Here is an 18496-nt window from a genome sequence, read left to right as displayed (position 1 = left end):
ATTATTATCCCAACGATTATGCAAGAAACGAATAATATATTAGCAATATTAGATATCCACTCGTCGAAGAGTCTGAAAAATTAGACTTACAGGCAGCAGAAGAACTGTATCTAGAGTTAAAAGAGTACTTTTACAAGGCTTATGAAGTTGGCCTTGTACACGGTCGTATGAAACCAAGTGAAAAGGATGAAGTGATGAATGCCTTTCATAAAGGTGAGATTTCATTACTCGTTTCTACTACCGTTATTGAGGTCGGTGTCAATGTGCCTAATGCGACCATTATGTGCATTGAAGGGGCAGAGCGATTTGGTCTATCTCAATTGCACCAGTTGCGTGGCCGTGTAGGCCGTGGATCTCATCAATCCTATTGTATTCTTGTAAGTGATTCAAAAAATGATGTAAGCCAAGAGCGTTTAAAATTGATGGAACAGACACAGGATGGTTTTGAACTTGCCGAACAAGACTTATTATTGCGTGGTTCTGGTCAATTATTTGGCTTAGCCCAATCAGGATTACCTGATTTACGGGTTGCCAATATTATTAAAGATATTGAAATATTGGTACAGGCTCGCAAGGATGTATTAGATTTTGCAAGTCACCATGGGATGGAAAAACTTGAATCTGTAATGAAAGAAGAATTAGAAAAAAGATTTGGTGAAAAATTTCTTAGAATATTGTATAATTAAGAGGTAGGAATAATAAGTACATAAGTAGCGATAATATTAGGTTTTATCTAGGTTTTTCCCTTGTGTATCTGTTCCTCATACCGTATAATAGAACAAACAAATTTATTTCATTTTCATCTATGGAGGTCAATATGCCACTTATTCATGTAGAGCTCGTTGAAGGGCGCACAAAAGAACAAAAAAAACAATTAGGTGAAGCTATCACTAAAGCTGCGGTTGATATCGTTAATGTACCTGCTGACGCAGTAAAAGTTATCTTCGTAGATATGAAAAAAGATGATTATATGGAAGGCGGCATTTTGCGGTCTGAACGCTAAGCTACGACTGACCGCCTAGTCCAATATGGACTAGGCGGGTCGTAGTTTTGTTTTATTATACGGAAAGGAATTAAATATGAGAGACGATAAATTCGGTATGCGTGGACTAACTTTTGATGATGTTTTATTAGTACCAGCGGCTTCTGATGTGCTACCACATCAAGTAGAGTTAAAAACTCAATTAACTCGTGACATTACGTTAAATATCCCTATGATTAGTTCTGGGATGGATACAGTTACTGAATCCCGTATGGCTATTGCTATGGCTCGTGAAGGTGGCCTTGGCGTTATCCATAAAAATATGTCTATTGAAGAACAAGCCCATGAAGTTGATAAGGTAAAGCGCTCTGAACATGGTGTTATCGTTGATCCTATTTTCTTAAGTCCTCAAAATTTACTATCTGATGCAGCAGAAATTATGGGAAAATATAAAATTTCTGGTGTACCTATCACAGAACATGGTAAACTAGTAGGGATCATTACAAATCGCGATATGCGTTTTGAAACTGATTTAACTCGCCAAATCGGAGACTGCATGACAAAGGATTCCCTTGTTACTGCACCAGAAGGTACTTCTCTTGAAGAGGCAAAAGCAATTTTAAGTGAACATCGTATTGAAAAATTACCTCTCGTAGATGGCGATGGAAACTTAAAAGGCTTAATTACTATAAAAGATATTGAAAAAGCGACAAAATATCCAAATTCTGCCAAGGATAGCAGTGGTCGATTATTAGTTGGTGCTGCTGTTGGTGTATCTAAAGATTTATATGATCGTCTTGATGCACTTGTATCTGCTAAGGCTGACGTAATCATTGTAGATACAGCACATGGTCATTCTGCAGGTGTACTTCGTACATTGAAAGAAATTAAACAAGCTTATCCTCATATTCCTGTTATTGCAGGTAATGTAGCGACTGCAGCTGGTACAGAGGCTCTTATTGAAGCAGGTGCAGATGCTGTTAAGGTCGGTATTGGACCTGGCTCTATTTGTACAACACGTGTTATCGCAGGTATTGGGATACCTCAAATCACTGCAGTATATGAGTCTGCTCAAGTAGGTCGTCGCTATGGAATTCCTATCATCGCTGATGGGGGCATTAAATATTCTGGCGATATTGCCAAAGCTATTGCGGCTGGTGCCAATGTAGTTATGATGGGTAATATTTTAGCTGGTACTGATGAAAGCCCAGGGGAAACAGTGATTTACCAAGGCCGTTCCTATAAAGTATACCGTGGCATGGGTAGCTTAGGGGCTATGAAGCTTGGTAGTAAAGATCGATATTTCCAAACAGAAGCTAAGAAATTAGTTCCTGAAGGTATTGAAGGTCGCGTACCTTATAAAGGTATGTTGGCTGATACAATTTTCCAAATGGTTGGTGGTTTGCGTGCAAGTATGGGGTATTGCGGATGTCATAACATCCAAGAAATGATTGAAAATACTCAATTCATTCAAATTACAGCGGCTGGTTTAAAAGAAAGTCATCCGCATGATGTAAGCATTACCGTTGAAGCACCAAATTATAGTGGTTGATAATGGAGTATTACATTGAATAAACGTATTTCTGTTTTATCTGTGCCTATCGATTGTGTAACAATGGATGAGGCAGTCCAACGTATTTTGCAATTAACTGAAGAGCCGGGGCTACATTTAGTAGCCACGGCTAATGCAGAAATGGTTATGTTGGCTAATGAAAATCCTACATTGCACACCATATTGAATAATGCTAGTCTCGTCGTTCCTGACGGGGCTGGCATTTTGTGGGCTGCAGAGCGTAAAGGCGAACATGTGCCTGAACGCGTAACGGGGGTAGACGTAACAAAACGATTATTTAAAGTTGCGGCTGACCAGCAAATTCCTGTATACTGCTTAGGGGCAGCACCTGGTGTTGCTCAACGAGCAATTGATAATTTATCTGCCCAAGTTGGACCATTAAATATTGCAGGGATTCATGATGGATTCTTCGATAGCGTAGAGGAACAAGAAATCGTTAAAGCTATTGGGGAGTCTAAGGCAAAATTAGTGTTTGTTGCATTAGGCGTACCAAAGCAAGAACAATGGATTTCAGAAAAATTGAGTCACCTTGATGGCGTTGTTGCCATTGGTATTGGTGGTTCCTTTGACGTTTTGGCAGGTAATATTCCTCGGGCCCCAGAATGGATGCAACGCAATCGTCTCGAATGGTTGTATCGATTATATTTAGAACCTCAACGGATTGGCCGCATGTTGGCTATTCCTAAGTTTATGTGGACCGTTATTAGAAATAAATAGAGGAGTGTTGAATCGTGCCTACAGGACCAATAATTAAGGAAGGGTTTCCACTGATAGGGGCTATGCTCATTATCACTGTGGTGTTAGGATTTTTAGGACATTATGTAATTGCGATTATTTCATTTATTCTGGCATTATTTTTCGTCAATTTCTTTAGAAATCCTAAACGTGTAATCCCTCAAGATCCAGATTTAATTTTATCTCCAGCAGATGGTAAAATTATGGATATTTCTGATGTATACGAAGATATTTACTTACATAAAGAATGTAAAAAGGTAACTATTTTCTTATCTGTTTTCGACGTACATGCCAATCGTGCGCCTATTGACGGTAAAATTACATACCGCCATTACACAATGGGCAGTTTCTTGCCTGCTTTTAAAGATGATGTAGGATTTGAAAATGAACGTCATACGATTTGTATTGAAAATGATCGCACTTCCGTATTAGTAACACAAATTGCGGGCCTTTTAGCGCGTCGTATAGTATCTTGGACGGATCTTGATAGTGTGCTTGAACGCGGTCAATTGTACGGGATGATTAAATTCGGTTCCTGTACTGAAATCTACATGGATAAGGATGTAGAGTTGTTCGTGGAAAAAGGTCAACATATTACAGGTGGTGACACTGTTATCGGGAGGTTGCGTCATGAATAAATCTATTATTCCAAATTTATTTACTAGTGCTAATTTAGCCTTCGGTGTCCTAGGCATCACATTCTCTGCTACAGGTAATACTTTCTATGCAGCTATTTGCGTACTATTATCCTTAGTCGCTGATGGTTTAGATGGTCGTGTAGCGAGAGCATTAGGTGTAGCAGGTCCTATGGGGCGTGAATTAGACTCTTTATCTGATGTTGTAGGCTTTGGTGTAGCTCCAGCTTATATGTTATATATGAAAGAGCTATACGGTTTAGGTTGGATTGCTTATGTTCCTTTACTAGCATTTGCTGTATTAGGCGCATTCCGTCTTGCTCGCTTTAACATCAAAACTGAAGAAGTTCATGGTTACTTTGAAGGTTTGCCAATTCCAGCAGCAGGTTGCTTGGCAGCTACTTACGTATTGTGTGGCGTAGAGGTACCTCAATTTGTACTAGTAGTTTGTATGATAGGTGTAGGCTTCTTAATGGTTAGTGAAGTAAAATATCCAGACTTCAAAGGTAAATCTGCGGTTAATATTAATAAACTTTCCATTGTACTCACTGCTATTTTTGTTATAGCTTGTCTCGTTTATGATTGGCACACATGGGCAGTAATGATTTTTGCTGGCTATGTAGTGTTTGGCCTTATTAATGGGGCGTTAAATATGGTGCGTAAATAAGTGTGTGGAGGATAATAGTATGAATTACCTACTGGATCTGATATTGATCCCTATGCAGGTAATAATCGTAATTTATACGGTTTATTATTTTGTACTTGCCGTAATCGGTATGTGGCGGTCTAGAGTACATAAAAACTATACCCCAAAAAATTCCTTTGCTATTGTTGTGTGTGCTCATAATGAGGAAGCTGTAGTCGGTGAATTAGTAAAAAATTTGCGAAGTCTAGATTATCCAGATGAGCTATACGATATCTTTGTTGTAGCTGATAACTGTACAGATAAGACTGCTGATGTAGCAAGAGCTGCTGGTGCTAATGTACATGAACGATTCAATAAAGAAGAAGTAGGTAAAGGCTATGCAATGGGGTGGATGTTTGATCGCGTGGAACAAATGGAGCGGAAATATGATGCATTTCTTATCTTTGACGCCGATAATTTAGTACATCCCCAATTCATGTTGGAAATGAATGATCATCTTGAAAAAGGTGAATCTGTTATTCAAGGTTACTTAAATTCTAAAAACCCTACGGACTCATGGGTAGCGGGTACATTCTCTATCGCATTTTGGATGGTTAACCACATGTGGCATTTAGCAAAATACCGCGTTGGTTTATCTACAGCATTAGGCGGTACTGGTATGTGTATACGTACATCTATCATCCGTGAATATGGTTGGGATTGTAATAGCTTGACTGAGGATATGGAATTCTCCATGAAGTTGTTAACTCATGGTATTCGCACGTGTTGGGCTCATGATGCTATCGTTTATGACGAAAAGGTTACAACCATGATGGCGTCTTGTAAACAGCGTTTACGTTGGGCGCAAGGTCAGTTCGACTGTGCAGGCCGTTACATTCCAAAGTTGTTTGCTACTGGTATCAAAACTGGTAATATTATGATTTTGGATGGTATTTTCCAAGTGAGTCAACCATATTTCCTATTGTTGACTACCGTGTATTTGGTATTGTCTTATATCAATGCTTACACACCAATCTATACAAACATTTTGTATCAAATTTTACCTATGTCTGTATGGACTATTATCGGTGTTGGGCAATATTTATTCCCACTTATCGTATTATTGAAGATTAAGGTACCACCAAAGATTTGGTTCTATTATTTACTATATCCATTATTTGTATACTCTTGGATTCCTGTAAATATTTTAGGCTGGTTCCGTCGTCATAATAAGGTGTGGTCTCATACAGTTCATACGCGAGCTGTTGGCTTAAATGACGTTAAATTGACCCGTATGGGAAACATGAATAAGAATAAAAAATAGAATCTGTAGGAGTGACTATGCATATTTTAATGTGTAATGACGATGGTATTTTAGCAGATGGTTTACGTCATCTTGCATCGTATTTAAGTCAATATTATAGAATTACCGTTGTAGCACCTGCCAATGAGCAAAGTGCTAAATCCCATGCATTGACGACTGAGATTCCTTTAAAATTAGATGCGTACAATGGCGAGGATGAAAATCCTCGCCTTTATGCTCTAACGGGAACACCGTCTGATTGCATGAAGTTTGGTCTTAGTTATTTATTAAGTGATGATATGCCTGATCTTGTGATTTCTGGTATTAATCATGGTTTTAACTTGGGGTCAGATGTACTTTATTCTGGTACAGTGTCGGCAGCTATGGAAAGTTGTTTTTACGGCATTCCAGGCTTAGCGTTATCTGTTGAACGGTATTCTTCTGAACGAGGGGATGAAATGCATCCCTTTATACATGAATTGATTGAAAAGATTTATGTTAAAGGTCAATTTGATGGCTTATTAAATGTAAACTTCCCATTGCGTGGGGATTGTAATTGGGACCATTTTAAAATGGTTAGTCAAGGTTTACAAACTTATAGCAATATTATTGATGCTCGTATTAACTCAAGAGGACAAGATTATTACTGGCTAGCAGGCGAGCTTGATTATGGTGCTGAAAGTGTTCCTACCGATGTAGAATATGCGCGAAAGGGATATATTACTGGTGTTGCACTTACATGGAAGCAACAATGTGATATCGGTATGGAAGCGGTTAAAAATATTTTAGAAAAAATATAAAAAATGTGTTGACATTGTTTTGGGATATCTGTATAATAACAAATGTTCCGAGACGCCGGAGTGGCGGAATGGCAGACGCACTTGACTCAAAATCAAGCGGGTAACACCGTGTGGGTTCAAGTCCCACCTCCGGCACCAACTTTAGGCGGTAAGACTTTTGTCTTACCGCCTATTTTTTATATATTTATGTTTTCGAATTAATATACAGTTATATACATTTTGTTCACTTGAGGTGATAGTATGGATCAAGGAGTAATTGATTATATTGCTAATGTCTTTGATATACCAAAGCTAGCGCAACCTGTAACTGCAGTTCAAATGCCATTACCATTAACACGATTAGCTGAAATACCTTTAGATAGTTCTGTTAATCAGTGCCAAGGCTTTTGTTATAACTCTAAAAAAGATGTATTTGTTCTTGCTTGTATAAATTCAGATAATACAAAACAAATTATGTATGAAATAAATCCCACAAGTCTACAAGTAGTTGCTAAGTATGAGTATAGTCAAAAACGTTTATTAGGCCATATGAATACGTTGACCTATAATCCGAATAATAATCGGTACTATACGACTAATGCTGTTGTAGATGGTTATATCGTTACACCTATTGAAGCAGATAGTATGATTGTTGAAGCACCTATTAAATTTAACGAAAAGGTATTCAATTTTGCCTTTGATAAAGAGCGCAACGAGTATGTATCGATTGTGCCTTTAACAAATTCTCATCGTACTATTAACTACTATGATTCTAGTTTTAATAAGGTAAAAACTTATAAGATTGATGCAGAGCATACCGATTTAAATAATAATGGTGCCTACGCTGCTAATGGTAATACTATTTTTACAACCTTAACGACATTCGTTTTTGTCGATGATGAAGGAGTAGTAAAGAATATAAGTCCTTATACATCGGGTATGGAAGTAGAAGATATGGATTATCGTAATGGTCAAATGTATGTAGCCGTTAATCGCAAAGGTAAGGTAGAAATATATAGCCTAGCTACGTTACCATTCTCAGTAAATGCCTAGATTTTATCTATATTTTTATCCACTTTAAGAGTGTATAATATAAATGTTAAGGTAATTTAGGAGATATTATGAAATTAGGGAATGATATTATTGAAATTGACCGTATCCGTTGTGCTATAGAGAAATCTAAATCATTTCGTGATCGGGTGTATACATCTCATGAGATTGATTATTGTGAAAGCCGAAAGAAAGGGCGTTATGAGTCTTATGCTGGTATATATGCTGCTAAAGAGGCTTTCATTAAAGCATTAGGAACGGGAATGCGCCATGGTTCATGGCAAGATATAGAAATTTATCATGATGAATTGGGGGCCCCCTTAATTCGTCTACAAGATACTTTCAAAGAGATCTATGAAACATTAGGTTATACTGATATACATGTGTCGATTAGCCATTGCAAAGAATATGCAATGAGCACGGTTATACTTGAAGGAGCATAAGATGCAAATATTAACAACTGAAGATGCTCGATATATAGATCAAGAGGTACCTAAGCAGTTAGGTGTTTCTTTGGAAATTCTAATGGAAAATGCAGGACGTGGCATTGTAGATGCTTTATGGGGACAATATGACTTATTTTCCTTAGATAATGCACGTTCAATTAATAGTTTTGTGCTATTTATCTGTGGTACAGGAAATAATGGGGCAGATGGACTTGTAGCCGCTCGTCATCTATTAGAACAAGGCGTACCTGTACAAATTGTACTTGTCGGTGATACGAGCAAGTGTAGTGACCTCTTTGCCGTGCAACTTGAGCGATGTGAAGCTATGGGTTGTATCATTGATATGTATGACGAATTCAATGATTGGTCTAATGTAGCTATTGCTGTAGAAGGTATTATGGGCACAGGCTTAACAGGCCGATTGCGGGACTTAACCATCGATGTTTTGCATGATATTGATACTATGCGTAGTCAATATAATTTTGATTTGTTGGCTATTGATGTACCTGCAGGGCTAGATGCTTCTTCTGGTCAAATTTCAGAGGGAACATTGACTTATGATTATACGGTTACCTTTGGGGCTATTAAACAAGGTTTATTGTTATATCCTGGTAAGGCCATAGGGGGCACAGCTATTGTTGCACCGCTAGGAGCACCTTGGCAACACGTATTAGTTGATCGAGATAGTACTATAACGATTGATTCGGATTTAGCAGAAACGTTAATCAATTATCGGGTTCCTATGGCACACAAAGGTGTAAATGGGAATACATTAATCGTCGGTGGATCTAGTGATATGGTGGGAGCCCCTATGTTAAGTGCAGAAGCTGCTGTTCATAGTGGTGCTGGTAAAGTTACATTATGTGTTCCTGAGATAATTAAACGGGCAGTACAAGGACGTATCATACCGGAAGTAATGGTAACATCTATCGATGAAAATGAATCCCTTTATGACGGACGTCAAGTAGTTGCTATTGGGCCAGGTTTGGGGCGCACTACAGATATTCCAGATGTAGTAAATCAAGCTATTGATTCCTGTGAAGGCGCTCTCGTCATTGATGCAGATGCGCTATATGCATTAGGCCATGTAGGTTCTGTCGATAAAGATGCTTTACGTGATGGCCATATTGAGTCCGTATATAAGATGCAAAAAAATCTGCCATACTGTGTAATGACGCCTCATTTAGGTGAATTTAGTAGACTTATAGATTTGCCAATAAAATGGATTGAACGTCATTATATTACACTGGCTCGAGCATTTGCTAAGGCTCATCAAGTAGTGTTAGTACTTAAGGGAATTCCTTCTGTTGTGGCACTACCTGATGGTACGGTATATGTTAATACTATCGGAAATGCAGGTATGGGAACTGGCGGTATGGGGGATGTGTTAACAGGTATTATTGCAGGTTTTATTAGCCAAGGTTATTCCTTACAAGATGGTGCCATTTTAGGCGTCTATGTACATAGCCGCAGTGCAGATATACTAAGTGATACTAAAACTTGGGGGTATACACCTAGTGATGTAAGTACATCGATAGGTTGTGTCATTAGTGAATTATTGGGAGAATAAGAATGACAAATAAAATACAGCGTTTTATAGCCTTTTTATTGGTGCTATGTATTCCTATCTTTGCCATTGCGGGATGCACGAATAAAGATGTAGCTAATGCAGCATCTCAGAATAGCACTAGTGTAAATGAAGGCTATTCCATTGATACGAAACAAACAAATCCTGAAGGTCATCTAGATGTATATATGCTTGATATTGGTCAAGGCGATGCCATATTGCTCAAGATTGGCGATGAATATAGTATGATCGATACAGGTGACATTGAGCATCGTGAGAACATTGTGGCACAGTTAAAATCTATGGGTGTTACAAAGCTAAAAAATGTAATTATCACACATCCTCATGCTGACCATATGGGTGGTTTCTATGCTATTGCAAAAGCTATGCCTATTGAACATGTGTATGATGATGGTATTTCTGTTGATAATAATATGTATAAAACCTATGAAAAATGGATTGATAAAAATAAAATCCAACGATCCACATTGCGTAGTGGTGATGTAGTAGATTTTGGTCATGGAGCGGTATTTGTTGTATATGCACCTTGGACTGAACCTTTAACAGATAAAAAAGGAGCGCCAGATCTTAATAATAACTCTATTGTAGGTAAGTTAATTTTTGGTAAATTCTCTATGCTCTTTACTGGTGATGCAGAATTACAAGAAGAGAAAAAACTCATAAAAGAGCAGAACTCTAGACTGTTTGCCCGTGTTCTTAAGGTAGGTCACCACGGTTCTCGCACAAGTAGCTCTGAAGATTTTTTGAAATCTATTAAACCAGAAAGTGCATTAATTTCAAATGGCATGTATAATAGTTATGGTCATCCTCACGATGTAACATTACGTCGTTTGCAGGAAAATAATATTGCCATTTACCGTACAGATACGATGGGACGTATTCACATTAGTACGGATGGGAATGAATGGCAAATTACAACTGAACGTTAGTATCGATTGCATAGCACAAAAATTAATTTTAAGCAACTGATTTTTGTGTGTACTGTATAAAGACTTTATATAGTAATATGTATAATCGGCATACTAATCTTCATGTTTGTATGAAATAATCTATCTATAATCTAACATTAGTTTATGGATAGATTGGAACGATGAGACTTTGATTCACAAAGATATCATCGACTCATCTCTATGGTTTGGACACTACGTATGTCAGTTAGATTGGAGTGAATGTATTGCGTAAACTATTTTTTATGTGCCTTGCTGTCTTGATGGCGATACCACTATTCTTGACTCAAGCAAAGGCAGCTAATCTTGAAGATGCTCGATGGGTGACACGAACTGATGCACCGGTACCATATGTTCGTATGGTTATGGATTTGTCAGCACCGGTAAAAGCGTCTGCATCGATTAGCAAAGATGGGAAAACGACGACTGTTACCTTAAAGAACACAAAGCTAAAAACTGCTAAAGCGAATATCAATATGGACTCTAGCATAGCTAGTTCTGCTAGACTCACAGAAGATGGCAGAGATGTGAAGGTAACAATCAAGACACCTTCATCTATCGATACGAGTGATGTAAAGGTATTTTCCCTAAAGAAAGATACGGTTAATCAGAAACCGTATCGCATCGTTGTAGATGTACAGAAAAAAGGTGTGGCACCTAAACCTGCTTATTATGGCAAACGTCCATCTCCTTCTGCACATCCTGCGAAAAATATGCCAACAGGATCCGGTAATTATTCTATTAGCGGTGGTCTATCTGGTAAAACAATTACGATTGACCCAGGTCATGGTGGTAGTGACTCTGGTGCCGTTGGGCCGCATGGTGTACAAGAGAAAAATATTACACTACCGATTTCTATGTACTTGAAAAAAGCTCTAGAAAATCGTGGCGCTAAAGTGCTTATGACTCGTACTACAGACGTAGACGTATACGGTCCTAATGCAAGTGGTGTTGATGAATTGGGTGCTCGTGTTAACGTAGCAAACCGTAGCAATTCTGATGCGCTCATCAGTGTGCATATTAACGCATTCAACAACCCAAGTGTTGGTGGTATTGCAACATACTACTATAGTAAAACAGGCAATGATGCTCGATTAGCACAAAAGGTACAATCTCAAATTGCTAGCGTTCCAGGTTTCAATGGTGACCGTGGCATTCAAGAAGGTAACTTATATGTGTTGAGACATTCTAACATGCCTGCAGTTCTTGTAGAGCTTGGTTTTATTTCCAACCCTAATGAAGAACGTGTATTGCAATCTCCTCAAACACAAGAAGACTTTGCAAATCGCATTGCCAATGGTATTGCTAGTTACTTTGGAGGTTAATCGATGAAATTACGTAAACAAGTTCTGTCGATCCTCTGCGTAGGTTTGCTTGCATTTGCAGCGGGTTGTACACCTAATCAAGCACCTACAACTAGTAAAAGTGAACCTGTGCAAGAGACGAAAGTCAATAAGGATGCAGAAACAACAAAAACATCTCAAGAAATGGTTAAGATGGCCTTCTTTGTTCCAACAGAGGATGGCTCAGGGGTAAAACAATCAACCGTTGAGATGGAGGCGGACAAAGTAACGCCTAAAGCTGCTCTTCTAGCGATGTTAAAAGCTGATAGAGCACAAAAATATCCAGTATTCTCCAAGGATATTGAAATTACATCCGTTACTGTAAAGGACGGCATTGCTTCTGTAGAAGTGAATAACGCTTTCGTAAAAGGTAATGGTGGGGACTTAACTGTTAAATTACAAATGGCTGCCATTGTAAATACATTGACATCCTTTGATAATATTAATGGTGTTCTCTTCGTTAGCAATGGTAAAAAGGTAACTACTGTAGGTTCCTTTGATACGAAAGATCCTGTTAAACGGATGACAAACCTAATTAAAAAATAATTAAGTTAGGCTCATTGATAGCAGATAGTTGATATATCAACTATCTGCTATTTTTGTTGTCTTTTATATATGTTACAATACAATATGTATACTACTCGGAAGCCAGGTGATGAGATGCAATTAAAAGATGTAGGGGAATTTAATTTCATTCGCCACATTCAAGATAATACGATACATGATCCAAGTACTGTGATTACAGGAATTGGTGATGATTGTGCTGTATATAGTGCTAAGGAAGAAACAGATCAATTAATTAGCACTGATACGATGGTGGAAGGGGTTCACTTTAGCTTTCACTATATGAAGCCCTATGATGTAGGCTATCGTCTCATGACGGCCAATTTGAGTGATATTGCTGCTATGGGTGGTACTCCTCGTCAAATTGTGCTATCTGTGGCGGCACCTGAATATGTTGATACGGCTATTCTTGATGAAGTTTATAGAGGTATAAAAGATCAATGCGCAAAATATCATCTTAATATACTTGGTGGGGATACGGTGCGTACGGAAGGGCCCATGGTGTGGACTGTAACAATTATTGGTGATGTCCCTAAAGGAACTGCTATTATGCGTAGCGGTGCGCAAGTAGGTGATATTGTGGGTATTACAAATTACGTAGGTTATGCTGCTACAGGTTTGGGCGCCTTATCATATAATTTAGATGGTTATCATATGACCAAGGTTGGTCATCAACGTCCAGATCCACAAATAGAATTGGGCCAACAATTGAGACAATTAGGTATTCATAGTATGAATGATATAAGTGATGGTCTCGGTAGTGAATTAAATGAAATTGCATCGGCTAGCAATGTATCTATTGTCATAGAGGAAAAAGCTATTCCACTACATGAGGAGACTTATGAATTAGCTAAGTATTTGCAGACTAATCCAGTAGATTATGCATTGTATGGTGGCGAGGACTTTCAACTAGTATTTACGGCTCCTAAATCATTGCTTCCTAAATTAGAGAATTTAGCAGGCATTACAATAATTGGTGAAGTTGTATCTGGATCAGCTCAGGTGCAGATGGTAACACCGGATAAAACGATTAAGACCATAGAAGCGAAAGGATATAATCATTTTCATGAATCATAAGGCACAGGTTCAATTAGAGACTCATACAGTTGAAGATACACAACAATTTGGACAATTATTAGGCAAATGGGTCAAACAAAGTGGTGACCCTTTATGTATTGCCTTAATTGGTGATTTGGGGACCGGAAAAACACATCTATCCCAAGGCATTGCGAAAGGGTTTGGCGTTACAGAGGAGATTACTAGCCCTACGTTTGCCATCATGAATACTTACGATGTTGATAGAACACATTTATATCATTTTGATGTATATCGATTAGATGATATAAGTGAATTAGAAAATATTGGCTTTTACGAATATACAGAGGACTGTGTATCCATTGTGGAGTGGGCTGATAAATTTTCTGATGAATTACCAGATGAAACATTATGGATATATCTGACTCGTATTGATGATACAAGCCGATCCATTACGTTAAGTAGTGATTATCTTACAAAAGATGATTTAGTAGATATAGGAGGCCCATATGTGGTTGGGAATTGAGACAAGTTCGCTCGTATCGAGTGTGGCCTTAATGGATGAAACAAACTTGATTGGTGAACTAACCATTCAAGCGGGATTAACTCATTCTGAGCAGCTAATACCTCACATCGACATGTTGTTGCGAGCCTCACAAGTAAAAAAGAATGAACTAAAAGGTATTATAGTTAGCATTGGTCCTGGTTCATTTACGGGATTGCGTATAGGTATGGGGACTGCAAAAGCTATGGCTTATGCCTTACAAATTCCATTGTACGGTGTGATGACCATGGATAGTTTGGCTCATAATGTTTCATATACAAATAGAACTATCTGTACTGTAATCGATGCTCAGAAAAAGCATGTATATGCAGGTCTATATCGATATGAAAACAATGAGCTAGTATGTAAAGAGGAACCGTTTGTTATTGCGGTTAGTGATTTATTAGAAAAGTTCCGAGAAACTAAGGAAGAGGTCTTATTCTTAGGTGATGGTATCAAGCGTATTGAAAAGCTTTTAGACGAAAACGATACTAATTTGACTATTCTTGATATTTCACAACGCATTCCCAAAGCCAGTTCTTTACTTTTAGCGGGACGAGACTTAGTTATCTGTGAAGAGATATGTGATCCAATGGATATGGTGCCTTATTATATCCGTCGCTCTGAAGCAGAGGTTTTATGGGAGGAACGACACAAGGATAATCCAGACATGTTAAACCAAAATCCTACGGTTGTTGTCACCGAAGCGGCAGGAGTAGAATAATGGAGATTCGGTTAGCTACGGTAGATGATGCTCAAGCCATTTATGATATAGAACAACAGTCCTTTTCTGTTCCATGGAGCTTAGAATCTGTACTTGCTGAACTTGAAGGGGCCCATAATAAGCTATATATGGTTATTTGTGAAGATGAGCATATTGTGGGCTATGCGGGTGCTTGGCTCGTATACGATGAAGGACAGATTACGAATATCGCCATTCTACCTTCCGCCCGTGGTAAGGGATATGGCTCAAAACTTACTAAAGAATTAATAGAAGAATGTTTGAATAGAGGGATGCATGAAATCTTCTTGGAGGTACGCATATCTAATTTACCTGCCTTGGCAATGTATAGAAATCTAGGATTTACTGTTAAGGGAATTCGCAAAGATTATTATTCAGAGCCAAAAGAGGATGCTTATATTATGTCTCTCGTTTCAGAGGAAATAGAATGAGTATTTACACATTAGCCTTGGAAAGTAGTTGCGATGAAACATCTGCATCCGTCCTAAAGGATGGGCGTACTGTTTTATCTAATGTAATTTCTAGCCAAGTGCCTATTCATAGAAAATTTGGTGGTGTTGTACCTGAAATTGCATCACGCCATCATATAGAACAAGTCATACCTGTCATAGATCAAGCTCTGCGCGATGCAAATGTGACGTTACAAGATATCGACCATATTGGTGTTACCTACGGTCCAGGCCTTGTAGGCGCATTATTGGTTGGTGTAGCTGCTGCGAAGGGATTATCCTTTGCTACAGGTATTCCTTTGGTTCCAGTTCACCATATGGAAGGTCATATTTTTGCTAATTTCTTAGCTAATCCGGAATTGGAGCCTCCATTTTTGAGTCTTGTTGTGTCTGGTGGTCATACCATGTTAGTGCATGTAAAAGGCTATGAAGAGTTTGATATCCTTGGACAGACTCGGGATGATGCAGCGGGGGAAGCATTTGATAAAATTGCTCGTGTTATGGGGTTCCCATACCCAGGTGGCCCTCATATCGATGCCCTCGCAATTCAAGGCAATCCAGATGCTATTGAATTTCCAAAGGCTTTGAGTGAGCCTGGTAATTTCGAATTCAGTTTTAGTGGCTTGAAATCTGCGGTGTTAAACTATTTAAATAGTAAGCAGCAAAAGAATGAACCTATAAATCAAGCAGACGTTGCAGCGTCCTTCCAAAAGGCGATTGTGGATGTATTAGTTGAGAAAACACGAGATGCAGCGCATACATTGGGTGAAACTCGTATTACCATAGCTGGTGGCGTTTCTGCTAATAAAGGTTTACAAGCGGCATTGCAAAAGATGTGCGAAAAAGAAGATTTTACATATTACAAGCCTCATAAAATTTTGTCCACTGATAATGCGGCGATGATTGGTTGTCGCGCTTATTATATGGCCCAAGCTGGTAAATTCGCAGATTTAACATTGAATGCAAAACCAAGTGTTGAAATTGGTCATGTATCTTGGAAAGAGGATTAATCGTGGATATCGGTCAAGATATTTTAAATACAACACCATTAGGTCCTTTACAAACCTCATTACTAGAGCATATTAGTAAACTTATATCCTTTGGCGAGTCATTGACCCGTCAAAGGATACAGATTTTTACACCCCTTCTAGAGTCCTCACAAGGTATAATGCATCATCGTGCTGATATGCTGTGTATTGAACGAAGTGAGCAAGGTGTTATTACTCGACAGTTAAGAGGGAATAATACATGGCATTCTATGATGGAAAATGGACAGCCTCTTATAGGGGTAGAACATGATCAACGACAACATGTTTTTCCTGTTGTAGACAATGGTGGGCGTATTATTGGGGGAATTGCTTTTACCGTGTCTCCGTCTATTAAGATAGAGCAATATGAGCAAGAGTATACCTTGTCAGATACGATGCAACGGCTTATGCTGACTGCTACGGATGAGCAAATACAATCGTACGAACCTATATCATATTTTGACGGTTTAATCATCTTTGATGATTCTCATAAAATTCTCTATGGTAATGAATCTGCAGTACAACTAGTAGATTTGCTAGGATTTGACCGACGACTTGTGGGCTCATCAATTTATAGCAGTACCTTAAAAGTTTCAGCCATCCAACAAGTGTTAGATGATAGAACAATATATACTAGTGAAGAGATCTATCAAGATATGGTCATTCGTCAACATATGATTCCTATTGCTATGGGGCGTAATGAAACCCGTTGTTTCCTCGTGCTTCACGATTGTACCCGTGAAAGTAAACAGCAACAAGAGTTATTGGTAAAGAACTCGATTATTAAAGAGGTTCATCATCGTGTAAAAAATAATTTACAAACCGTAGCTGGATTGTTGCGTATGGAGGCTAGACGTTCTAGCTTGCCGGAGGTTAAACAAGCCTTGCAAGAGGGAATAAATCGTATTGAAAGTATGGCATTAGTTCACGATATTGTATCCCATTATGACGAGGATTATATAGGTATCCGATCAATTTATGACGAGCTATGTCGCTTATTGCGTATGAGTATGGTTCGACAAGACCAAGATGTTACGTTTACCTATAGTGGAGAGGATATGTTGATATCCTCTCATATGGCAAGTTATGTATCCCTCATAATTAATGAGCTAATTACCAATAGCCTTGAACATGGCTTAGATGGTAAAAATGGAGAGATTCGTTTAGCTGTTACAGATTCAGAGGAATATATTGTATTAGCTTTTTCTGATACGGGTAAAGGGTTGCCTCCAGAGTTTTCTATTAATTCTAACAAGCGATTAGGACTAACTATCATTAATAATTTAGTTACCCATGAGTTAAAAGGTAAACTATCTGTAGAAAATACAGATGTTGGTGTACTAGTAACAATACATATGAAGAAGGAGAAGTAAATGCGCGTTTTAATAGTGGATGATGAATCCCTTATACGTATGGATCTACGCGATATTATTGAATCCTGTGGTCATGAAGTTGTAGCAGAAGGCACTAATGGAGTGGAAGCCATTAAGCTTTGTAAAAAATATAAGCCTGATATTGTTCTAATGGATGTAAAAATGCCGGAGTTAGATGGCATCGAAGCAGCACGTCAAATTGGCTTTCACCATGAAGCACCAGTCGTACTATTAACAAGCTATAGTCAACAGGATTTAATTGATAAGGCTAGAGAATCTGGCGTATATGGCTATTTAATAAAACCTGTACGTGAAGAGCAATTAGTTCCCACCTTAGAAATGGCATTAGGCCGTTATCATAGTGATGCTCAGCTACGTGAAAAAATGGCAGAATTAGAACAGTCATTAGAAGATCGTAAAATCATTCAAAAGGCTACCGGTATATTGATGGAGCTATACTCTTTATCTGAAGAGGAAGCGTACAATCGCATTCGTGCCCTAAGTATGAAGAAACGTGATAGTATTGTTAATATCTGTAAGGCATTAATTAATCAAGTTTCTAAATAGATGAAAAGACTAGTATAAGGATAAAACTTATACTAGTTTTTTTTGTACGCCGAATAGGCATGACTAAACCCCCAGTTAAACTGGGGGTCGATAAAAAATTCTTAGAGAAAAGGAAAGAACCTCCTAGTGATAGAATGAAGTTGGTCTGGCAACCACAACATTTCAACATAGGAGGTTCAATGTCAATG

Annotated in this window: 20 protein-coding genes, 1 tRNA gene and 1 pseudogene; all 22 read left to right on the top strand. The window is 38.3% G+C overall.

The genetic code is table 11. From position 1 onward, the window contains the following. Positions 1-56: 56 nt before the first annotated feature. Positions 57-686, top strand: a pseudogene (locus QZR70_RS05340) (helicase-related protein); the annotation flags it as partial. A gap of 131 nt (positions 687-817) precedes the next feature. Next, positions 818-1003 carry a 4-oxalocrotonate tautomerase gene (locus QZR70_RS05335; RefSeq protein WP_105089292.1) on the top strand — a complete coding sequence of 62 codons (186 nt, stop codon included), beginning with the start codon at positions 818-820 and terminating at the stop codon, positions 1001-1003. 76 nt (positions 1004-1079) lie between these two features. Continuing rightward, positions 1080-2534 carry an IMP dehydrogenase gene (gene guaB, locus QZR70_RS05330; protein ID WP_295793592.1) on the top strand — a complete coding sequence of 485 codons (1455 nt, stop codon included), beginning with the start codon at positions 1080-1082 and terminating at the stop codon, positions 2532-2534. 15 nt (positions 2535-2549) lie between these two features. Then, entirely contained in the window at positions 2550-3272 is a 723-nt protein-coding gene (locus tag QZR70_RS05325; protein ID WP_105089290.1) for a WecB/TagA/CpsF family glycosyltransferase, read from the top strand. A gap of 14 nt (positions 3273-3286) precedes the next feature. Beyond that, complete coding sequence (locus tag QZR70_RS05320; protein ID WP_005386340.1) at positions 3287-3928, top strand: phosphatidylserine decarboxylase family protein; 642 nt, start codon at positions 3287-3289, stop codon at positions 3926-3928. Beyond that, positions 3921-4592, top strand: a complete 672-nt coding sequence (gene pssA / locus QZR70_RS05315) for a CDP-diacylglycerol--serine O-phosphatidyltransferase (RefSeq protein ID WP_005386341.1) — start codon at positions 3921-3923, stop codon at positions 4590-4592. Before QZR70_RS05320 ends, pssA begins: the two co-directional genes overlap by 8 nt. A gap of 19 nt (positions 4593-4611) precedes the next feature. Then, on the top strand, positions 4612-5874 hold the full coding sequence (locus QZR70_RS05310) for a glycosyltransferase family 2 protein (protein WP_295793591.1): 1263 nt from the start codon (positions 4612-4614) through the stop codon (positions 5872-5874). A 17-nt stretch (positions 5875-5891) separates the two neighbouring features. Continuing rightward, complete coding sequence (surE, locus tag QZR70_RS05305) at positions 5892-6653, top strand: 5'/3'-nucleotidase SurE (protein WP_295793590.1); 762 nt, start codon at positions 5892-5894, stop codon at positions 6651-6653. 54 nt (positions 6654-6707) lie between these two features. Next, positions 6708-6791, top strand: a tRNA-Leu gene (locus QZR70_RS05300). A gap of 102 nt (positions 6792-6893) precedes the next feature. Continuing rightward, complete coding sequence (locus QZR70_RS05295; protein WP_295793588.1) at positions 6894-7685, top strand: hypothetical protein; 792 nt, start codon at positions 6894-6896, stop codon at positions 7683-7685. Positions 7686-7753: 68 nt separating this feature from the next. Further along, the gene (acpS, locus tag QZR70_RS05290) at positions 7754-8125 is read left to right on the top strand and encodes a holo-ACP synthase (RefSeq protein WP_295793586.1); all 372 of its coding nucleotides are present in this window, start codon (positions 7754-7756) and stop codon (positions 8123-8125) included. A 1-nt stretch (position 8126) separates the two neighbouring features. Further along, entirely contained in the window at positions 8127-9698 is a 1572-nt protein-coding gene (locus QZR70_RS05285) for an NAD(P)H-hydrate dehydratase (RefSeq protein ID WP_295793585.1), read from the top strand. Between the two features lie 2 nt (positions 9699-9700). Next, positions 9701-10645, top strand: a complete 945-nt coding sequence (locus QZR70_RS05280; protein WP_295793583.1) for a ComEC/Rec2 family competence protein — start codon at positions 9701-9703, stop codon at positions 10643-10645. A 245-nt stretch (positions 10646-10890) separates the two neighbouring features. After that, positions 10891-11988, top strand: coding sequence for an N-acetylmuramoyl-L-alanine amidase (locus QZR70_RS05275; protein WP_105089284.1), 1098 nt, complete (start codon positions 10891-10893; stop codon positions 11986-11988). A gap of 3 nt (positions 11989-11991) precedes the next feature. Continuing rightward, on the top strand, positions 11992-12552 hold the full coding sequence (locus QZR70_RS05270; RefSeq protein WP_295232966.1) for a GerMN domain-containing protein: 561 nt from the start codon (positions 11992-11994) through the stop codon (positions 12550-12552). 114 nt (positions 12553-12666) lie between these two features. Continuing rightward, on the top strand, positions 12667-13647 hold the full coding sequence (thiL, locus tag QZR70_RS05265; protein ID WP_105089282.1) for a thiamine-phosphate kinase: 981 nt from the start codon (positions 12667-12669) through the stop codon (positions 13645-13647). Next, positions 13637-14131: a tRNA (adenosine(37)-N6)-threonylcarbamoyltransferase complex ATPase subunit type 1 TsaE gene (tsaE, locus tag QZR70_RS05260; protein WP_295232014.1), complete on the top strand. Its 495-nt coding sequence runs from the start codon at positions 13637-13639 to the stop codon at positions 14129-14131. Before thiL ends, tsaE begins: the two co-directional genes overlap by 11 nt. Continuing rightward, the gene (gene tsaB / locus QZR70_RS05255) at positions 14115-14873 is read left to right on the top strand and encodes a tRNA (adenosine(37)-N6)-threonylcarbamoyltransferase complex dimerization subunit type 1 TsaB (protein WP_295793580.1); all 759 of its coding nucleotides are present in this window, start codon (positions 14115-14117) and stop codon (positions 14871-14873) included. The genes tsaE and tsaB overlap by 17 nt, the downstream gene beginning before the upstream one ends. After that, positions 14873-15322, top strand: coding sequence for a ribosomal protein S18-alanine N-acetyltransferase (gene rimI, locus QZR70_RS05250; RefSeq protein WP_295793578.1), 450 nt, complete (start codon positions 14873-14875; stop codon positions 15320-15322). The genes tsaB and rimI overlap by 1 nt, the downstream gene beginning before the upstream one ends. Further along, positions 15319-16350, top strand: a complete 1032-nt coding sequence (tsaD, locus tag QZR70_RS05245; protein WP_295793577.1) for a tRNA (adenosine(37)-N6)-threonylcarbamoyltransferase complex transferase subunit TsaD — start codon at positions 15319-15321, stop codon at positions 16348-16350. The genes rimI and tsaD overlap by 4 nt, the downstream gene beginning before the upstream one ends. Before the next feature lie 2 nt (positions 16351-16352). Continuing rightward, a complete protein-coding gene (locus QZR70_RS05240; RefSeq protein ID WP_295793576.1) occupies positions 16353-17741 on the top strand; it encodes a sensor histidine kinase in 1389 nt (462 codons plus the stop codon). Then, positions 17742-18308, top strand: coding sequence for an ANTAR domain-containing response regulator (locus tag QZR70_RS05235; RefSeq protein WP_295232002.1), 567 nt, complete (start codon positions 17742-17744; stop codon positions 18306-18308). It begins immediately after the preceding gene. The last annotated feature ends 188 nt before the right edge of the window (positions 18309-18496 follow it).

This window comes from uncultured Veillonella sp., assembly GCF_900545205.1.
Classification (GTDB): Bacteria; Bacillota; Negativicutes; order Veillonellales; family Veillonellaceae; genus Veillonella.
This window is presented reverse-complemented; position numbering and strand designations above follow the sequence as displayed.